The sequence below is a fragment of the Mesorhizobium waitakense genome (assembly GCF_056431085.1).
The window spans coordinates 1-17883 of the sequence record NZ_JBWKME010000004.1 but is presented as its reverse complement, the minus strand read 5'-3'; the positions used below and the strand labels follow the sequence as shown (position 1 = coordinate 17883).

Below are 17883 nucleotides of genomic sequence, written 5' to 3'. Positions count from 1 at the left end.
CGCTAGGGGTGAAGGCAGACAGTGCGATTATCCGCACAAGGCCGCTTGCGCGGCGTGACAAAAGCTCGGGAGAGGACGTTGTGACACAGGTCTTCCATTTGGCACGGCACTTGCGGCGAGATGGCAGCAGCGTTCGACCGGCGCCGCGATGGGAGAAGCCTGTGAAGGGCATGAACAGCCCGCCCCAATCCGGTCAGGGAGAGAAACAGTGTCAGCCCCACAAGTCCCCAGCGCGAGTCCCGCGCCCCGCAAACCCTTCTATGCCAGGCTTTACGCGCAGGTGCTTGCTGCCATCATCCTCGGCGTCGCAATTGGCCATTTCTATCCGGAACTCGGCGAGAGCCTGAAGCCGCTCGGCGATGCCTTCATCAAGCTCGTCAAGATGATCATCGCCCCTGTCATCTTCCTGACAATTGCGACCGGCATCGCCGGCATGAACGATCTCCAGCAGGTCGGCCGCGTTGTCGGCAAGGCGATGGTCTATTTCCTCACCTTTTCGACGCTCGCATTGATCGTCGGCCTTATCGTCGCCAATGTCGTTCAGCCTGGCGCCGGCCTCAACATCGATCCGGCCTCGCTCGATGTCCAGGCCGTGAATACCTATACCGCAAAAGCCCACGAGCAGTCCGTGACCGACTTCCTGATGAATATCATCCCGTCAACGATCGTCGGTGCCTTCACGGACGGCGACATCCTGCAGGTCCTGTTCTTCTCGGTTCTGTTCGGCATTGCTCTGGCGATGGCCGGAGAGACGGCCACGCCGGTCACTTGCTTTTTCCAGGCGCTGATCGCGCCCGTCTTCAAGCTGGTCGGCATTCTGATGAAGGCTGCGCCGATCGGCGCTTTCGGCGCCATGGCCTTCACGGTCGGCAAATATGGCGTCGGTTCGGTCGTGAACCTGGCGATGCTGGTCGGGACGTTCTATTTCACCGCCTTCCTCTTCGTGTTCGGGGTTCTCGGCGCGGTCTGCCGTTACAACGGCTTTTCGATCTTTTCTCTCATCCGCTACATCAAGGAAGAGCTGCTGCTTGTCCTGGGAACATCCTCCTCGGAGGCCGCGCTGCCCTCGCTCATTGAAAAGATGGAAAAGGCTGGCGCCAAGCGCTCCGTGGTTGGTCTGGTCATCCCGGCCGGATATTCCTTCAATCTGGACGGCACCAACATCTACATGACGCTTGCGGCCCTTTTCATCGCGCAGGCGACGAATACGGATCTCTCGATCGGCGATCAGGTCCTCCTGCTGCTCGTCGCGATGCTCTCCTCGAAGGGTGCTGCAGGTGTCACCGGCGCGGGCTTCATCACGCTAGCCGCTACGCTCTCCGTAGTACCGAGTGTTCCCGTTGCCGGCATGGCTCTGATCCTTGGCGTCGACCGCTTCATGTCCGAATGCCGGGCGCTCACGAATTTCGTCGGTAACGCAGTGGCATCGCTCGTCGTGGCCCGCTGGGAAGGCGAATTGGACCAAGTGCAGTTGCAAGCCGCCTTCCGCGGTCACCAGATTGTCGAGACATTAAACCGGCCAACCGATCAAACGCCCATCGACCTGTTAGGTCGTCGCACTCGTCACAAGAAATAAACATCGAACCGCAGGCTCCAAACGGCGCTTCGCGAGCTCATGGAATCAGAGCGCTAATGCGGTGAGCGCAAAATTATGAGTGCCACAAGCAAACGAATCGTATGTTGATAGGCGCCCGGCTACGCTTGCAGTCCTGTTTGTCGATCACGGAGCATGCGCACGCCTTCATTTTTGCCGCCCGTGATCGTGGCCGAGGCGCGCTGGTCGATAGAGAGCCAACGGCATAAAACAAATCAGAATTGGAACATGGCCAAGCGTCCCACAATTGCCGATCTTGCCCGCGAAGCCGGGGTCAGCGTCGCAACAGTCGATCGGGTGCTGAACGCCCGCCATCCCGTGCGAGAGGAAACCGCGCGGCGGGTCCACGAGGCCGCCCGCGCCATCGGCTATCATGCTGCCGGTCTCATCAAGCAACGCCTGCAGCGGGACTTGCCGCACTATCGGCTGGGCTTCATCTTGAGAAAACCCGCCCAGAAATTCTACCAAGACCTCGCGCGCGAGCTCGAAGCCTCGGTCAGCACGGCCCAGTCCTTCCATGGTATTCCGCTCATCGAATTCGCGCCGTCACATGTGCCGGGCGACCTGGTCGCGCTCCTCAAGGATTTGGGCGCACGCTGCCACGCCATCGCCATGGTGGCGCCGGACCACCCGAAGATTACGGCTGCGGTCGAGGAGCTCAAGGCAAAAGGCATTCCGGTTTTCTCACTGCTTTCCGATTTCGCCACCGGCGTGCGCCAGGGCTATATCGGCCTCAACAACCGTAAGGTGGGGCGGACGGCCGCTTGGATGTTTTCCCGGGTCGCAAAACGGCCCGGTAAGGTGGCGGTGTTTGTCGGCAGCCATCGTTTCCAGGGGCACGAGCTCCGCGATGTTGGCTTTCGCTCCTATTTCCGTGAGAACGCGCCGACATTCGAGGTGCTCGATACGTTCATGAACCTCGAGAAACGGCAGATCACCTACGAAGCAACGCTGGATCTCATGCAGAGGGAACCTGAACTCGCCGGCTTCTATCTGGCCGGCGGGGGCATGGAGGGCGCCATCTCCGCGCTTCGTGAAGAGGGCCAAGGTCAGGATCTCGTGGCGATCGTGAATGAAATCACGCCGGAGTCACGGGCGGCGCTCGCAGATAACATCATCACGATGGCGGTCGCCACGCCACTTAGCCGGCTTTGCCAGGAGCTGATGACATTGGTAGTCCGGGCCATCGAGACCGGCACCGCGGAGACACCGGGGCAGACATTTCTGCCGTTCGACATCTATCTGCGGGAAAATATATGACCTGATGGAATTCTATCATCTGAGCTTCCTTTCACAAATGAAAGAAAGGTCGATTGACTATCCTCATTGCGGTCTCGTGAACCAACGGGCGGTTGGGGCGCGGCACAAGCCCAGACAGCCGACAACGGCGGCCGCGCGTTATGGAAAGGAAGGCCGAGCCATGCGCCAGGCATCGCCCTGCCCTGCACCCGATCACATGGCGGCGCATTTTTCACACAGCAGATTCTCGAAATCTCGCGGATGTGGTCTGGACAAAGTGTGCCGCTGCGTAAAGTCCGTTGCAAGTTCGATATCACGCCGGATCGCGTGATCGCCGAGGTGAACGCCTTAATGGATCATTGTAAAAAGGTCCGGGACAAACTTATCGTCGCCAGCGCTCACGACAATCACGATAGCCCAGTTCTGGGTCGCTGATGCATGTGTCAAACTCGCAACCTCGCAGCCTCAATTAGAAAAACACCAGTTCGCACCAAGGAGCGAAAGCATATGGACCGTCGTAGTCTGATCAAAGGGTTCGGCGCATGCCCGATTTGCGCTCAGGCCGCGGATGCGGCGAGCACCCATTGGGGATATGCTGGCCCGGTCGGACCCGAGTACTGGGCCGATCTGGATATGAAAAATTTCGTCTGCTCGGCGGGCACGCAGCAATCACCGATCGATATCAACAGCGCGGTCAAGGCGGATATTCCGCACATCTCTATTGGTTGGCACAAGGGCGGCGGCAAGATGGTGAGGCGCGACAAATGCCGGCTTTGCCGGCCTTGCCGAAGCTTTTCCCATGCGGCTAGGCGAGGAGATGGCGGTCGACGAGGTCGATCCCAACGGGCTTCTGCCGGCCTCGCTTGGCTACTGGACCTATGAGGGATCATTGACGACGACGCCCTGCACCGAAAACGTCGAGTGGATGGTGGCGATGGAACCGGTCCAGGTCGGCGCTGCAGATATCAAGCGATTTACCTCACTCTACCCGTCGAATGCGCGGCCGATCCATTCACCCAATCGGCGCTTTATCCTGGGCCTCTACCCCATGACTCTTGGTATAAGGTGGCCCGCGACGGTTCCGAACCGTCCGGCGGCAAGCCCGCAGCGTCCGCGGCGACGCTGGTCGGCAGAAGCTACGGCACGGTTTGAAGTAGCCGGGTGCGGACGTGTTGGCGAGCGCGCGAGAGGCTGGTCTGGCGGCCTCACTGTTGGACTGGCGGCCCAAGATGATCAAGCGCGATGCGTCACGACATCCGAGCGGGCGATGATGCCGATAGCTGTTGCCATCAATCAGCGTTCCGGCTTGTCGTCCCGTTCGATGAGAATCCGCTCGGCAGCTCCATCAAGATCCTCGTATTGGCCACTCCTCAGAGCCCAAAGAAAGCCAGAGAGCCCAAGCGCTCCGAGGAACAGAGCCACGGGTATGAGGTAGACGAGCGTCGTCATGACATTCGTGCCCATTCGCCGATGCGGGAGCGTCTGTTGTGCGGAGCAATTCTGGCCGGAGCGTTCGACGCAAATCCTTGCAAGCGCAACGCATTTCCGATGACCAGGAGCGACGAGGCGGACATCGCGACCGCCGCGATCAGCGGCGTGACATGTCCCAGAATGGCGATCGGCACCGCGACGGTGTTGTAGACGATCGCTATGGCGATGTTCTGGCGGATCAGCTGACCTGCCTTCCTGGAAATATCCAGCGCGAGGGGTACTGCCAGAAGGCTATCGCGCAAGAAGACAAAATCCGCCGCGTTGCGGCCAATGTCGGCGGCGGTCGCCGGAGCAATCGAGACATGCGCCGCGCCCAGCGCAGGCGTATCGTTAAGCCCGTCGCCGACCATCAGAACCTTATGTCCGCCTTTCGCCAGCGTCTCGATCCGTTCGACCTTGCCGGAGGGAAGCATCGCGGGAACGAAACGATCGACACCCAATGTTTCGGCCACCTCGCCGCAGGCCCTTGCCGTATCGCCCGACAGCATTTCCACCGACAGGCCGGTATCTTTCAGTTGCTTAACGGCTGCGCTGGCATCGGGGCGCAGCGCATCCTCGAAAGCAAAGGATGCGGTGATGATCCCATTCTTCGAGAGGACTGTCGCACCGAACCCGCCTAATTTGCCTTCGCCGCCGGTTCGGGCTTTCCATCCAGCCCATCCGCGCCGGCCAAGACGCCAAGTGTTTCCGGCGGCGCTGGCTTCGATCCCGAAGCCCGGATATTCGCTGACGGATTCGAGCTTGGGCTGGCCGGAAAACCCCGCAAAGCCGGCCATCGCCCTTGAAAACGGATGGCGGGAATGCGCGGCCATGTCGGCTGCGATCGCCAGCATCGTTGGATCGATGGACGATGCATTGACGAGCCGCGGCTGGCCGAGCGTGAGTGTCCCCGTCTTGTCGAATACCGCTGCGTCGATCGTCGCCAGGCGCTCCATGGCCGAACCATCCTTGACCATCACGCCGTTCTCGAACAGACGCCGCGCCGCAACGACCTCCACGATCGGCACTGCGAGCCCGAGAGCGCATGGGCAAGTGATGATGAGAACGGCGATGGCAATCGTGATCGCCCGGTGCCAGTCGCCAGTGGCCAGCATCCAGCCGATGAAGGTCACAAGGGCCGTCAGATGGACGACCGGCGCGTACAGCGCCGAGACGCGATCGGCGATGCGGCGGTACCGTGCGCGGCCACCCTCGGCGGCTTCCATCAGCCGAACCATCTCCGCCAGGAAGGAATCCTTCGCAGCAGCGGTCGCCTCGATCGTAAGTGGACCAGTAAGATTAAGGGTTCCCGCCTGAACCACACCGCCCGGTGCCACTGTGTTTGGCGTGCTCTCGCCGGAGACCAGCGAGCAGTCGAGATCCGATGTCCCGTAGATGATGGTGCCATCAACCGGAATCCTTTCGCCGGCCGCGATCAGCATTTTCATGCCGGGTTCGATCTCGCCGACCGGCAGGTAGTCGCGCGTGCCGTCGTCGCCCAGCACCATAGCCCCGCGCGCGGCCAGCCGCGACAGGCCTTTGACGGCGGTCCGGGCCCGCTCGCGCATCACGTGGTCCAGGGTGCGGCCGATCAGGAGGAAGAACAGCAGTGAGACAGAAGCGTCGAAATAGGCATGGTCGCCATGGTTGATCGTCTCGTAGAGGCTCATGGCATAGGCGAGCGACACACCGACGGCGATCGGCACGTCCATGTTCATCCGGCCATGGCGAAGCGCGTTCCAGGCCGAGCGGAAGTAGATGCCGCCGGCAAAAGCCAAAGCAGGGATGGCAATCAGCGCCGAGACCCAATGGAACAGGTCGCGCGTGGCACCTTCGGCGCCGGACCAGACCGACACTGAAAGCAGCATGATGTTGCCCGCGGCAAATCCAGCGACCGCGACGGCGCGGATCAGTTCAGAGAGCGTCTTGTCCTTCCCTTCGACCTCTGGATCGAACAAATGCGCCTGGTAGCCAAGCCGGCCAAGGGTGGCTACGAATGGCGGGACCTCTTCTCCATGCCAGCGGATCGAAACCCGTTTCGTCGACAGGTTGACGCGAGCAGCATCGACATTGTCGAGCTTGCCGATCGCCGTCTCGATCGACTGTATGCAGGCGCCGCAATGTACCATTGGCACCGACAGGTCGATCTGGCGGAGCTCTCCGCCGAGGGAGCGGCTTGCCAATTTTATTTCCTGGCTCGAGGGCAGGACGGATGTCACACCGTCCAGGTCCAATGCCATTTCGGCATCCGGTGCGCAGCAGTTCATTGAATCGCCCCTTTGGAAATGATAATGCGGCGAACGTCGCGATAGGGTTCGGCGAGGCCGGCATCGGCATCGATTTGAACGATCCAGACGCCGTCCTTTGGCGTGTGTCGTGTGCTGAATTCCTGGTCCCGGCCTGACGCCAGGGTGATGGCCTTGTCCTCGGCCTCGTAGGCAGGATGGCGAAACAGAACCTTGACGCCATTCATTAGAACAGACTTGCCGGCAGCGTCGCTCAACGAGTAGCGCACATTGCCCGATGCGATCGTCAGCTTGCCGGTCCAGCCCAACGCCGCTTGCGCGCGCCCTTCCTTGGCCTTCTCGTTGAACTGCTGGCTGGCCACATAGGTGTTTTCCACGACCAGGCCTGTCCAGCTCGTGCTGGCGAGCGTTGCCATGGTGAGGTTGACGCCGATGACCACGCCGAAGAAGCCGAGGATGGTGAGCAGCATGTGCCTGCCGGTGAACTCGCGGGATTTCTGCGATTGGGCACTCATCTGGCAGTCTCCGGTGCATTGAACGTGGCGGTGTATTCGGCGGACTCGAGGCCTGCCTTGTCCTCTATCCGGAATTTGAAGCTCCGCGCGGTGCCCTCGACCTGGCCCGCCGGCTGGCGCACGAAGACCTTGAGCACCTTCAACCGATCGGGCTCGACAAGCGTCTCGAATGACCGTGCCGGAGGAAGCTCGATGCCGACCGCGCTCATCTCGGCGCCCGGCAAGCCTTGCAAGGTGACGACGATCGCCCTCGGTTCGGGGATCATGTTCAGCAGCTTGACGGTGTAGCCGTTGCGGATAGAGCCGTCGGAGAGCGAGACGAATTGCGGGTTGCGATCATGCAAGACATTCAACTCGAGCCTCTCGCGTGTGAGCAGCGAAATGAGCAGCGCCAGTCCGACCGCCGACCATGCGCCGAGGTAGATGAAGGTGCGCAGACGGAAGATGTTGCGAAGTTGGAAGTGTGCCAGGCCGTCGGAAAATGCGCCTGTGACAGTCCGGACGAGTGCCGGGTTCACCGGGACGGTGCCGCCGGCAGTCGCAAGCGCCATGTTGGCATTGTAGTCCGAAAGCCTCGCATAGGAGATCAGCCCGCGTTCCCTGCCAAGCTTGTCCATGATGCCGTCGCAGGCGTCGATGCAAAGCGCACAGGTTATGCATTCGAGCTGCTGGCCGTCGCGAATGTCGACGCCCATCGGGCAAACGGCGACGCAGGCATTGCAGTCGACGCAATCGCCGACCGGCTGCCCGGCGGCAATAGCCTTCTTGGCATGACGCGAGCGCGGTTCGCCGCGCCAGTCATTGTAGGTGACGGTTAGCGAATTCTCATCCAGCATCGCCGCCTGAATGCGCGGCCACGGGCACATATAGGTGCAGACCTGCTCGCGCATCAGTCCGCCGAACGTGTAGGTGGTCGCCATTAGTACGGCGATGGTCACATAGGCCACAGGAGCGGCGGTGCCTTCTACGACGTCCAAAGCCAGCGTCGGGGCATCGGCGAAATAGAAAATCCAGGCGCCACCCGTTGCAACCGCGATGACCAGCCAGATAGCGTGCTTGGAGACCCGCAACACCAGCTTGCGCATTGTCCATGGCCCTGCATCGAGCTTCATGCGGGCGTTGCGATCGCCTTCGATCGCTCGCTCCACCACCAGGAACAGGTCGACCCAAACGGTCTGCGGGCAGGTATAGCCGCACCAGGCCCGGCCAACCGTCGATGTGATCAGGAAGAGACCGATTCCGGCCATCATCAGAAGGCCGGCGACATAATAGAATTCCTGCGGCCATATCTCGACGAAGAAGAAGTAGAATCGCCGATGGGCGAGATCGAGCAGCACGGCCTGATCCGGGGCGTATGACCCGCGGTCCCATCGAAGCCAGGGTGTCAGGTAGTAGATGCCCAGCGTAATCGCCATCACCAGCCACTTGAAGCGGCGAAAGTTGCCGGAGGCGCGTTTCGGGAAGATCTTCTTGCGCGCGGCATAGAGCGGCTGCCGCGTCTTGGCGGAATTGACCGCCTCGGCTGCGTGGGGCGCTACCTGCGTTTTCTTTAGCACGGGCATCTCCTCGCGCGCCGCCGACGGTATTGGCGTGCAACCGCACTCGTCTGCTTTGGGTAACGTCCAAGATGCTGAGCTAAGCATGTTTTGCCGCATCGACACGGAGCGCCCCATTAATCAGAACAATCGCCGCACGCCCGAATGTGTCGAGGCCCGGCGCGCCGGGCCTCGTCGCTTGGCGGGGAGGGCCGAGAATAGGCTTCCGATCCTATTCTCCGCCGCCAAGCGAATGGACATAGACTGTGAGTTCCTTGACTGCGGTCTGGCCGAGGCGCCCGGCCCATGCCGGCATGATGCCATGCTTCGGCTCGCGGACCTGGGCGGCGATGGCGGTCTCGCCGGATCTGTAGAGCCAAATCGCATCGGTCAGATTGGGCGCGCCGAGCTCCCTGTTGCCTTGTGCCTTGTCGCCATGACAGGCCACGCAGTTCTCGGCGAAGACCTTGGCGCCGGGCTCGACCAGGCTCGCGTCTTTGACAGCCCCCGATAGGCTGGCGACATAGGCGCTGACCTGAGTGATCTGCTCGGGCGTTATGATGTCGCCAAAAGCGGGCATTTCCGAAACGCGTGTATCCAGGTCGGACGCAAAGCGAATGCCATGCATAATCGTTTGCTGAATCTGCTCCGCCTTGCCGCCCCACAGCCAGTCGTCGTCGTTGAGGTTGGGAAAGCCCGCGGAACCTTGCCCGCCGGAGCCGTGGCACTGCACACAATTGACCTTGAAGGCGGCGCCACCGGCTGCGACGGCGAATTCGCGCAGTGCATCGTCGGCAACAATTTCGGATACGCTTTTCTGCTCGATGGCTGCGACGTAAGTGCCTTTGGCTGCTTCGGCAGCCGCAAGTTCGTTCTTGACGTCGTTTCGGCTGGAAAAGCCCAGAACGCCCTTGGTGGCGGAGCTGAGCATCGGCCAGGCGGGGTAGGCAATCGTATAGGCGGCTGCCCAGGCGATGGTGACGTAGAAGGTGATCACCCACCAGCGCGGAAGTGGGTTGTTAAGTTCCTTGATCCCGTCCCACTCATGGCCGGTCGTCGCGATCCCTGAGATTTCGTCGACTTGCTCGTTGCTCATCATCAATCCTCCTCGAGAGGAATCCGGGCGGCTTCATCGGCCAGCCCGCGGCTGCCGGGTCGGAGCGCAAATGCAATGCAGCCAATGAAGAACAGAGCCATGGCGAGCAGGCCCCAACTGTCGGCAAACTCCCGCATCAAATTGTAATCCATCGACATTCTCCTCAGCGGTAGCCGGCGGCTTCGTCGTAGTTTTTGAAATCAACAAGCGTGCCGAGCATCTGCAGGTAAGCGACAAGGGCATCCATTTCGGTGACCTGTTGGGGGTTGCCGTCGAAGTCGCCAAGCTTGGCCTTGGGGTAGCGGCCTTCCAGACCGGACGTGTCGGCATTGGGATCAGCCTGTGCCATCAGATCGGCATTTGCCTGGGCGATCATCTCGTCTGTGTAGGGGACGCCGACTCGCCTGTTCGCGATCAGATGCGTCGAGAAATCCTTCACCTCGATCGGTGTGCCCTTCAGGAAGGCATAGCTCGGCATGATCGATTCCGGTACCACCGAGCGTGGCGCGTTGAGATGCTGGACGTGCCATTCGTTGGAGTAGCGGTCGCCAACGCGCGCGAGGTCCGGGCCGGTTCGCTTCGATCCCCACTGGAACGGATGATCGTACATCGACTCGGCCGCCAAGCTGTAGTGGCCGTAGCGCTCGACTTCGTCGCGGAACGGCCTGATCATCTGGCTGTGACAGAGGTAGCAGCCCTCGCGCACATAGATGTTGCGTCCGGCGAGCTCGAGCGGCGAGTAAGGCCGCATGCCTTCGACCTTCTCGATCGTGTTGTCGAGATAGAAGAGCGGTGCGATCTCAACGATGCCGCCGACCGTCACGACCAGCAAGGACCCGACGAGAAGGAGCGTGGCGTTCTTCTCGATGACTGCGTGTTTGTCCATCAAGCCCATTTCTGGCTCCTTATTCGCCGGGCTGGAGGGCGGGCACGGAACCCGGCAATGGCTGTTCTTTGCGCTGGTAACCGCGAATGGTCATGGCGACATTCCATGCCATGATCAGGGCACCGGACAGATACATCGCACCGCCGATGGCTCGCATGACATAGTAGGGATGCATGGCGGCGACGGTTTCGGCGAAAGAGTAGACCAGGAAGCCCTGCTCGTCGTATTCGCGCCACATCAGGCCCTGCATGATGCCGGACACCCACATCACCGCCGCGTAGACCACGATCCCGAGCGTCGCCAGCCAGAAATGCCAGGTAACGAGCCGCAGCGAATACAGTCGATCGCGGTTCCACAGCTTCGGCACCATGTAATAGATCGCACCGAACGAGATCATGCCCACCCAACCGAGCGCTCCGGAATGGACATGGCCGATCGTCCAGTCGGTATAGTGTGATAGCGAGTTGACGGTCTTGATCGACATCATCGGGCCTTCGAAGGTCGACATGCCGTAGAAGGCGACGGCCATCAGCATCATGCGGATGATCGGATCGGTGCGGAGCTTGTCCCAGGCGCCGGAGAGCGTCATCACGCCGTTGATCATGCCGCCCCACGACGGCATCCACAGCATGATCGAAAACGCCATGCCGAGCGTCTGCGCCCAGTCGGGCAAGGCGGTGTAGTGCAGGTGATGCGGGCCGGCCCAGATATAGAGAAAGATGATCGCCCAGAAATGGATAACCGACAGCCGGTACGAATAGACCGGACGGTTCGCCTGCTTCGGCACGAAGTAATACATCATGCCAAGAAAGCCGGCCGTGAGGAAGAAGCCGACGGCGTTGTGGCCGTACCACCATTGCGTCAGCGCGTCCTGGACACCGGAAAACGCGGAATAGCTCTTGGAGCCCAGGAAGGAGGCCGGCATCGACAGGTTGTTGACCACATGCAGCATCGCGATGGTCACGATGAAGGACAGGTAAAACCAGTTGGCGACGTAGATATGCGGTTCCTTGCGCTTCAGGATCGTGCCGAGGAACAGGACGAGATAGGCGACCCAGACGATGGTCAGCCAGATGTCCACATACCATTCGGGTTCGGCGTATTCGCGGCTCTCGGTGATGCCGAGCAGATAGCCGGTCGCCGCCATGACGATGAAGAGCTGGTAACCCCAGAACACGAACCAGGCGAGATCGCCGCCGAACAGCCGCGCGCGGCAGGTGCGCTGTACGACATATAGAGACGTGCAAAGCAGCGCGTTGCCGCCGAAAGCGAAGACCACGCCCGACGTATGCAGCGGCCGCAAACGGCCGAAATTGAACCAGGGCTGGATGTTGAGATCGGGGTAGGCGAGCTGCAGCGCGATGACCACGCCGACCAGCATGCCGACAACACCCCAAAACATGGTGGCGATGGCGCCATAGCGGACCGGACCGTCCATGTAGGCCGTGGGGTCGATCGGAGCGGCGGGCTTGAACTCCGTGTTGCGCATCAGGATCACGGTGAAGCCAGCCACGGTGAAGAACAAAACCCACATGTGCTGGCGAAAAGTTTCATCCACGCCGAAGCCGGCGGCCACAAGGGCGGCAAAAGCAAACAGGCTCAAAAGGGCGATCTCTGTGCCGAATTTCATCGCAAGTCCCGATCTCGAATTCCCGCGGACGCCAAATCCGCGGTGCATTACTTGCCGAGCCGCCGCGTGCCCGCCATGATCCAGGTCAAAGCCGCACGAATTTACTGGGCAGCATTGAGCTCGGTGCAATCAGAAGGTGGCGATTGACTGAGAAAACGCAGCACGAGCCGCCTGTTCGTGAGAGAGTCCGACGTCCCCGGCCCGGCCCGGCTTGGAGGCGATTCCGTACGATGTGATGAGAGGCGGCGTATCGGGAAAACTGAGGCTCTGCGACGCGCGCTGGAAAGCGTCAACAATGCCTTTCCGAACGTCTCAAATGTCTTGGCATAGGCAACGCGGGTCGTTCACTTCTCCGTGACGTTTATAGGTTCGAAGAGACGGTTCATTTTCCCGGCGTATGAGGCGTGCTTGACCTCGGCCGGAGTCGATCTTGCCTCCACCAGCCGGTTGCTCGTCGAGTATGTCGAGGATCAATGCTTCGCCGACGAAGTGGTCGAAACACCCTGGCGATCGGCCATGGACCCAATAGACAATGCGGAAGCTGTCGGGTTCATGCTACGCGGCTCCTTCAAAGGCTTGCGGCGGGAGATCGCGATCGAAGAAGAGGCATGTCCCGCCGCGGCTCGGAGTATCGGACGTAGGTTCCGTCACTTAGGTCTTATTGAAAGAGCGGTTGTCGCGCGCCTCAGCCGCCGCAGCGCTGTTCCAGCCGGCTCATGTTGTCCACCGTCACATGGCGATTGTTCTCGATCCGGATTATGCCGTCAGCCCGCAATCGCGTCAGCTGTCGGCTCACGGTCTCGAACCTCAGTGCCAGGAAGTCAGCAATGTCGACACGCGTCAGCGGCAGATCGAAGCGCGCCGACCTGGCCGCCGGATCAACAGTCCGATCGATATTCCGGGCGATCGTGAGCAGAAAGCTCGCCACCTTTTCTGGTGCCGTCCTGCGCCCCACAGTCACCATCCATTCGCGGGCTGCGTCGAGTTCGATCAACGTCTGCTTGAATAGGCGATGCTCGAGTTCCGGTGCTTCCTTCATAATCCGCTCGACCGCCGCCTTCGGAAACGAGCACAAGGAGACAACTGTAGCCGCTTCCGCGTTGATCGGGCTTTCCACCTTGAAGGGCCGTCCCAGAAAATCCGGTGCGAACTGGAGGCCGACGATCTGCTGCCGACCGTCCGAAAGGCTTTTCGTCAGCTTGACCACACCTGAAAGCACGTTCGAATAGCTGTCGACGGCCTCGGCGTCGCCGATCAGTTTGACCCCGGGCTCGATTTTGTGACGCCACGAGGTCTTGGCGAGCCCGACCAAATGGTCTGGGTCGAGCGCACCGCAGGCACCGCGATGCCGTGCCTCGCAAGACAGGCAAAGGACGGGAATACCGGAACTGTGAATGTCCTGCTGTACCGTCATTACGCTCGCTTTTATTGATCCCAAATGCCGGCAGGATAACAATCGGTGCGAGAGAAATCCTGCGGCAGTTTGTCCATACCGAGGGTTGACCGAAATCAATGCTTTGGCTCAGCGATGCATCTAGGGTCCCGCGATGCAAACACGGTGGACCGCGATATGCGACCGGAATTAGCTGCCAGACTTGGCGAGAACGTCCCGCGCTATACCAGTTATCCGACCGCGCCGCATTTCCATGCGGGCGTCGATGCTGCCGTTTACCGCGTCTGGTCGCAGGCGCTCGGAAGCGGTGACGAGATATCGCTCTATCTTCATATCCCCTATTGCGACAAGCTGTGCTGGTTCTGTGCGTGCCATACCAAGCAGACGCGTCATTACGAGCCGGTGGCCGCTTATCTGCGATCGCTGCATGGGGAGATCACCACGGTTGCCGGTCTTGTCAGCGGCAAGGGTCGTGTCCGAGCGGTCCATTTCGGTGGCGGTTCGCCGACGATGGTGAAGCCCGAAGATCTAGTCGCATTGGGGGTTCGCCTACGGGACAGCTTCGATTTTCTCCCGGACGCGAAAATCAGCGTCGAAATCGAACCCAATGACATGGATGAAGCACACCTGGATGCACTCGCCGAAATTGGCATGACGCGGGCGAGCCTGGGCGTGCAGGATTTCGATTCGAAAGTGCAAAAGGTGATCAACCGCGAGCAAAGCTTTTTGCAGACCAAGGCAGTCGTCGACGGAGTTCGTTCACGTGGCGTCGAATCGGTCAATCTCGATCTGCTCTACGGCTTGCCGCACCAGACCAGGGGGAGCGTCTGTTCCACCGTAGCGCAGGCGCTGACCCTGGAACCGGACAGGATGGCGCTTTTCGGCTACGCTCACGTGCCCTGGTTCAAGAAGCATCAAACGATGATCGAAGAGGCATGGCTCCCCGGTCCCACGGAGCGGTTCGCACAATCGCAACTTGCCGCACGAGCGATTGTGGACAAGGGATACGAAGCAATCGGGCTCGACCATTTCGCCAAACCGGGCGATGCGCTGGCGGTGGCTGCCCGCACAGGGGCCCTGCATCGTAACTTCCAAGGCTATACAGAGGATCGCTGCGAGACATTGATCGGTCTCGGTCCTTCGTCCATCGGCCGTTTTCGTCAGGGCTACGTCCAGAACATGGCCTCGCCCGCCGAGTACGGACGCATGGTCGCGGATGGCGGGCTGGCCGCCGTCCGCGGCATCGCGCTTTCCGACGACGATCGCGTCCGTGGCTGGATCATCGAGCGGCTGATGTGCGACTTCGCCTTCTCGGCGATCGATCTGGTAGAACGCTTCGGCGAAGCCGGCCAGAGGCTCCTTCAGCAGTCGAGTTCCATGGCCCTCCACGGTCCGGTTCGATTGCTTGAACTTGATGGCGACAAATTCGTTGTGCCGGCCGCAAGTCGCCCTTTCGTGCGAAGCATCGCGGCCAAGTTCGACAAATATTTCGAAAGTAGTACAGCCAGGCACTCGGTGGCAGTCTGAGCACCGCAGACGAACGGTCATCGTTTTCAGTCGATCGCGAACCGATTGCCCTACGTTTGTGACCCTCCATCGGCGACCGTCGCATCAAGATAGGGTTTTGAGAACGGACTAGATGCGAGGGTCTTTGGCATAGGGCGACGATATCGCCGGGTCGTGTCTTCCTTTCGAAGCTCCTCAGTCGCCCGTGAAGAAAGCCATTCGGCACCGGCGTTGTAGGCGAGCCCCGTTTCAGAGGCTATTCCGGTTGAGCTGCGGAGGTCAGGCTGATCGTGGCTGGACCGGTGACGCCGCAGCGGTTGCAGCAGCGCCAAGAGGTAGGCAAACAAAAGCCTCAGCCAGTTGAGCAAGAGGCTGAAGTTGTAGCCGACGCCGGCGAGCATGGCGTTGTTGGCGTCGCTTCGGTGAAGGCCAGGAAGTTGCGGCCCATGCGGTGGTCCTGCTTGAGATGGCCGATGACCGGTTCGACAGCGGCCCGGCGTCGCAGTGCCCGCTTGATGGCCTTGGTGATGCCGCCCCTGGTAGCCGGCGACATGGACCTTGAACATCTTGTCCTTCGGCGCGTTGTGGCCGCGATAGCCGGCATCGGCGACGATCTTGCCGAGATTGGCACCGATAGCGGTTTCGATGGCGGGAATGACGGTGGCCAGTGTGTGGCCGTCATAGCGATTGCCGGGCAGCGCCTTGACATGGGCCGACGAACTGGCCGCCGCGGTTGCGCTGCAGCGTGGTGGCGACCGAGACCTCGACGCCGAACTCATAGGCTTGTGGGCCTACCCTTGCCGATGCATTCCACCTCGGGAGCGTGCAGGGAATAGACCTTGCGGCCGCGCTCGCGCTGCCGCTGGTCCCTGACGCGCCGGGCAAGCCAGCGGCAGGGCGAAGACCTGGGCAGTTCGGGCTGCCCGGCGAGCTTGCGGGTAATGTCGCGGATCACCGCGCCGAGCATGGTGCGCAGCCGCTTAAGCGCCCGGTTTGCGCGCTTGGACTGCTTGGCATGGGCATAACGCTGATGCTTGATCAGCGCGAACTTGCCGACCCGCGCATAGGACTGGCGCAGGCCGATGCCGCTTTTTTGGCCAACTTCACCAGCCACTCGCGGGCCCGATGCATCAGCTTGGCGTCGGTCGGAAAGGTGATGGCCTTCTCCTGCACTGTGGTGTCAACGATCACCGCACGGACGTCGGCCGGTTTGGCCGCCCCCCAGCCGCGTCGCTGCCGCAAGGCTCTCCTGGAGCAAGGCCATCAGCCGCTCCTCGCCCATGCGCAGACGTCAGCGAGCTGCGGTCGAAGGGGCAGGCGGTGCTGGAAGAACTCCTCGCCGCAGAACAGCTGGTAATAGGGGTTCTCAAGCCAGCGCTCGCACAGCGCCTAGTCGGATAGGTTGTGCATCGACTTGAGGATGGCCAGGCCCGCCATCAACCCGGTTGGCAGCGGCGGCCGGCCGGGGTCGTCGTCATAGACCGCGCCGAGCCGTTCTTCGAGGAAACGCCAGTCGATCGACCGGGCCAGTTTCACCAGCGCATGATCCATGTTGAGGATCTGGTCGAGCCGGGATCGCAACAGGTCGGTCTGTCCGCTTTCGCGTCGTTCCTTCGGCCGCATCGCTCGCTCCCTCGCAGCTTCGCATCAACCGTCGAATCACGCGTACGGGTACGCTTTCAATTTGCCGGAAATCGCAGCTCAAAGCCACGATTTTCGGCAAAATCAAACGCAAAGCTGTAGCAGAATCCTAATTGAATCAAAGCCTTCCGAGTTCGACAATGCGGCGCTTTCCGGACAAGTCGCCTAGTTGGGCCGATTGCGGACAGGCCGCTAAAGGCTTGGATACACGAGAAAGCGGGCAAACATCGTTATTGCAGCCTGCCCATCCTTGACGTTAAGCCTGAGGCACCTTGATGGCGCGCTTGGTCGAAGTTGAGAACTCGACGCGGATACGAGTTCTCAAACTGCTGGCCAACCAGCCGACCTAAAGGCATTCCTCCAAAAGGCGTATTTCCGTTCTCCCTGTCGATTCGACAACAACCACCCAATATCCCATAGTCAAGGACCGGTGTCGGGGGATGCCTTAATGCGTTGGGGTTTAGTGTCGATCGCGGTTGCCGCCTCTGTTATTTCGGGCTGTGCTGCCGACTATTTGAACAACTACGAGACGGTGACGCTGGCAGCGGGCGACTCGCTCAATCAGAACGAGTTGCTGCAAACGGTCGATCCGTTCAATCCGAACAGCAACAACACCAAGATCGAAGGCGATGGCCAGCGCATGACGACGGTTGTCCAGCGGTATCACGGCGTGGCGCCGCCTGCGGCCGCGCTCGGCCAGGTTCCAAACAGCAGCGTCGATCTGGACTGCGCTGGCGGCAAGGGGAACAACCCGGTTGTGCAAGGCCCGGTCGCGGTAGGCCCATCCGACCCAAATGGTCTCGATCGAGATCATGACGGCGTTGGGTGCGAGCGATAAGAATGCGCTCGAAACCGAATAGGTCGAAACATCCCCATAGGGGCAGAGTCCACCAATTAGCAGATAACCGGTACAATCGGCGAAGGTATGACCGTGGGCGCGGCGGTGACCGCGTGTCGTGGTGGGGAGTTGTTTTGTTTTTGATGATGCTAGATGCCGTAATGGGCCGGCCTTCGCGAGCATAGCCAAGTTGGGTGGCTGTCCCTCAGAATGATGGTGTTGAAACGGAGTCCGAGTGATCGGCTCCAAACATCATGAGAGGAACAGCCATGGAACATTATGCGGGAATCGATG

The 17883-nt window shown here is 60.7% G+C and carries 13 protein-coding genes and 2 pseudogenes; 5 read left to right on the top strand and 10 right to left on the bottom strand.

Annotated elements, in window-relative coordinates:
• Nucleotides 1-208: 208 nt before the first annotated feature.
• The 3 genes and pseudogenes from AC07FD_RS00260 to AC07FD_RS00250 all read left to right on the top strand — a co-directional run.
• The gene (locus AC07FD_RS00260) at nt 209-1576 is read left to right on the top strand and encodes a dicarboxylate/amino acid:cation symporter (RefSeq protein WP_245331020.1); all 1368 of its coding nucleotides are present in this window, start codon (nt 209-211) and stop codon (nt 1574-1576) included.
• Nucleotides 1577-1822: 246 nt separating this feature from the next.
• A complete protein-coding gene (locus AC07FD_RS00255) occupies nt 1823-2854 on the top strand; it encodes a LacI family DNA-binding transcriptional regulator (protein WP_095084249.1) in 1032 nt (343 codons plus the stop codon).
• A gap of 486 nt (nt 2855-3340) precedes the next feature.
• Nucleotides 3341-3875 (top strand): annotated as a pseudogene (locus tag AC07FD_RS00250) (carbonic anhydrase family protein); the annotation flags it as partial.
• A gap of 251 nt (nt 3876-4126) precedes the next feature.
• On the opposite strand, the gene ccoS reads toward AC07FD_RS00250, so the two are convergent.
• The 9 genes from ccoS to AC07FD_RS00205 form a co-directional block, all read right to left on the bottom strand.
• Nucleotides 4127-4282: a cbb3-type cytochrome oxidase assembly protein CcoS gene (ccoS, locus tag AC07FD_RS00245; RefSeq protein ID WP_095082106.1), complete on the bottom strand. Its 156-nt coding sequence runs from the start codon at nt 4280-4282 to the stop codon at nt 4127-4129.
• Nucleotides 4279-6570, bottom strand: coding sequence for a cation-translocating P-type ATPase (locus tag AC07FD_RS00240; RefSeq protein WP_478348200.1), 2292 nt, complete (start codon nt 6568-6570; stop codon nt 4279-4281). Before AC07FD_RS00240 ends, ccoS begins: the two co-directional genes overlap by 4 nt.
• On the bottom strand, nt 6567-7064 hold the full coding sequence (locus AC07FD_RS00235; RefSeq protein ID WP_095082110.1) for a FixH family protein: 498 nt from the start codon (nt 7062-7064) through the stop codon (nt 6567-6569). Before AC07FD_RS00235 ends, AC07FD_RS00240 begins: the two co-directional genes overlap by 4 nt.
• Nucleotides 7061-8626 carry a cytochrome c oxidase accessory protein CcoG gene (ccoG, locus tag AC07FD_RS00230; protein ID WP_095082112.1) on the bottom strand — a complete coding sequence of 522 codons (1566 nt, stop codon included), beginning with the start codon at nt 8624-8626 and terminating at the stop codon, nt 7061-7063. The genes AC07FD_RS00235 and ccoG overlap by 4 nt, the downstream gene beginning before the upstream one ends.
• A 205-nt stretch (nt 8627-8831) precedes the next feature.
• Nucleotides 8832-9695 carry a cytochrome-c oxidase, cbb3-type subunit III gene (ccoP, locus tag AC07FD_RS00225; RefSeq protein ID WP_095082114.1) on the bottom strand — a complete coding sequence of 288 codons (864 nt, stop codon included), beginning with the start codon at nt 9693-9695 and terminating at the stop codon, nt 8832-8834.
• 2 nt (nt 9696-9697) lie between these two features.
• Entirely contained in the window at nt 9698-9847 is a 150-nt protein-coding gene (locus AC07FD_RS00220) for a cbb3-type cytochrome c oxidase subunit 3 (RefSeq protein WP_095082116.1), read from the bottom strand.
• An 11-nt stretch (nt 9848-9858) separates the two neighbouring features.
• Nucleotides 9859-10590, bottom strand: a complete 732-nt coding sequence (gene ccoO, locus AC07FD_RS00215) for a cytochrome-c oxidase, cbb3-type subunit II (RefSeq protein ID WP_095082120.1) — start codon at nt 10588-10590, stop codon at nt 9859-9861.
• A gap of 10 nt (nt 10591-10600) precedes the next feature.
• Nucleotides 10601-12211, bottom strand: coding sequence for a cytochrome-c oxidase, cbb3-type subunit I (ccoN, locus tag AC07FD_RS00210; protein WP_095082122.1), 1611 nt, complete (start codon nt 12209-12211; stop codon nt 10601-10603).
• Nucleotides 12212-12896: 685 nt separating this feature from the next.
• A complete protein-coding gene (locus tag AC07FD_RS00205; RefSeq protein WP_095082125.1) occupies nt 12897-13625 on the bottom strand; it encodes a Crp/Fnr family transcriptional regulator in 729 nt (242 codons plus the stop codon).
• Between the two features lie 156 nt (nt 13626-13781).
• Here AC07FD_RS00205 and hemN point away from each other — a divergent pair, with 156 nt between their 5' ends.
• Nucleotides 13782-15131 carry an oxygen-independent coproporphyrinogen III oxidase gene (hemN, locus tag AC07FD_RS00200; protein ID WP_095084250.1) on the top strand — a complete coding sequence of 450 codons (1350 nt, stop codon included), beginning with the start codon at nt 13782-13784 and terminating at the stop codon, nt 15129-15131.
• A gap of 293 nt (nt 15132-15424) precedes the next feature.
• Here hemN and AC07FD_RS00195 read toward each other — a convergent pair.
• Nucleotides 15425-16733, bottom strand: a pseudogene (locus AC07FD_RS00195) (IS5 family transposase); the annotation flags it as partial.
• Nucleotides 16734-17214: 481 nt separating this feature from the next.
• Between AC07FD_RS00195 and AC07FD_RS00190 the strand changes: the two are divergent.
• Nucleotides 17215-17589, top strand: a complete 375-nt coding sequence (locus AC07FD_RS00190) for a calcium-binding protein (protein ID WP_245331022.1) — start codon at nt 17215-17217, stop codon at nt 17587-17589.
• Nucleotides 17590-17883: the final 294 nt, after the last annotated feature.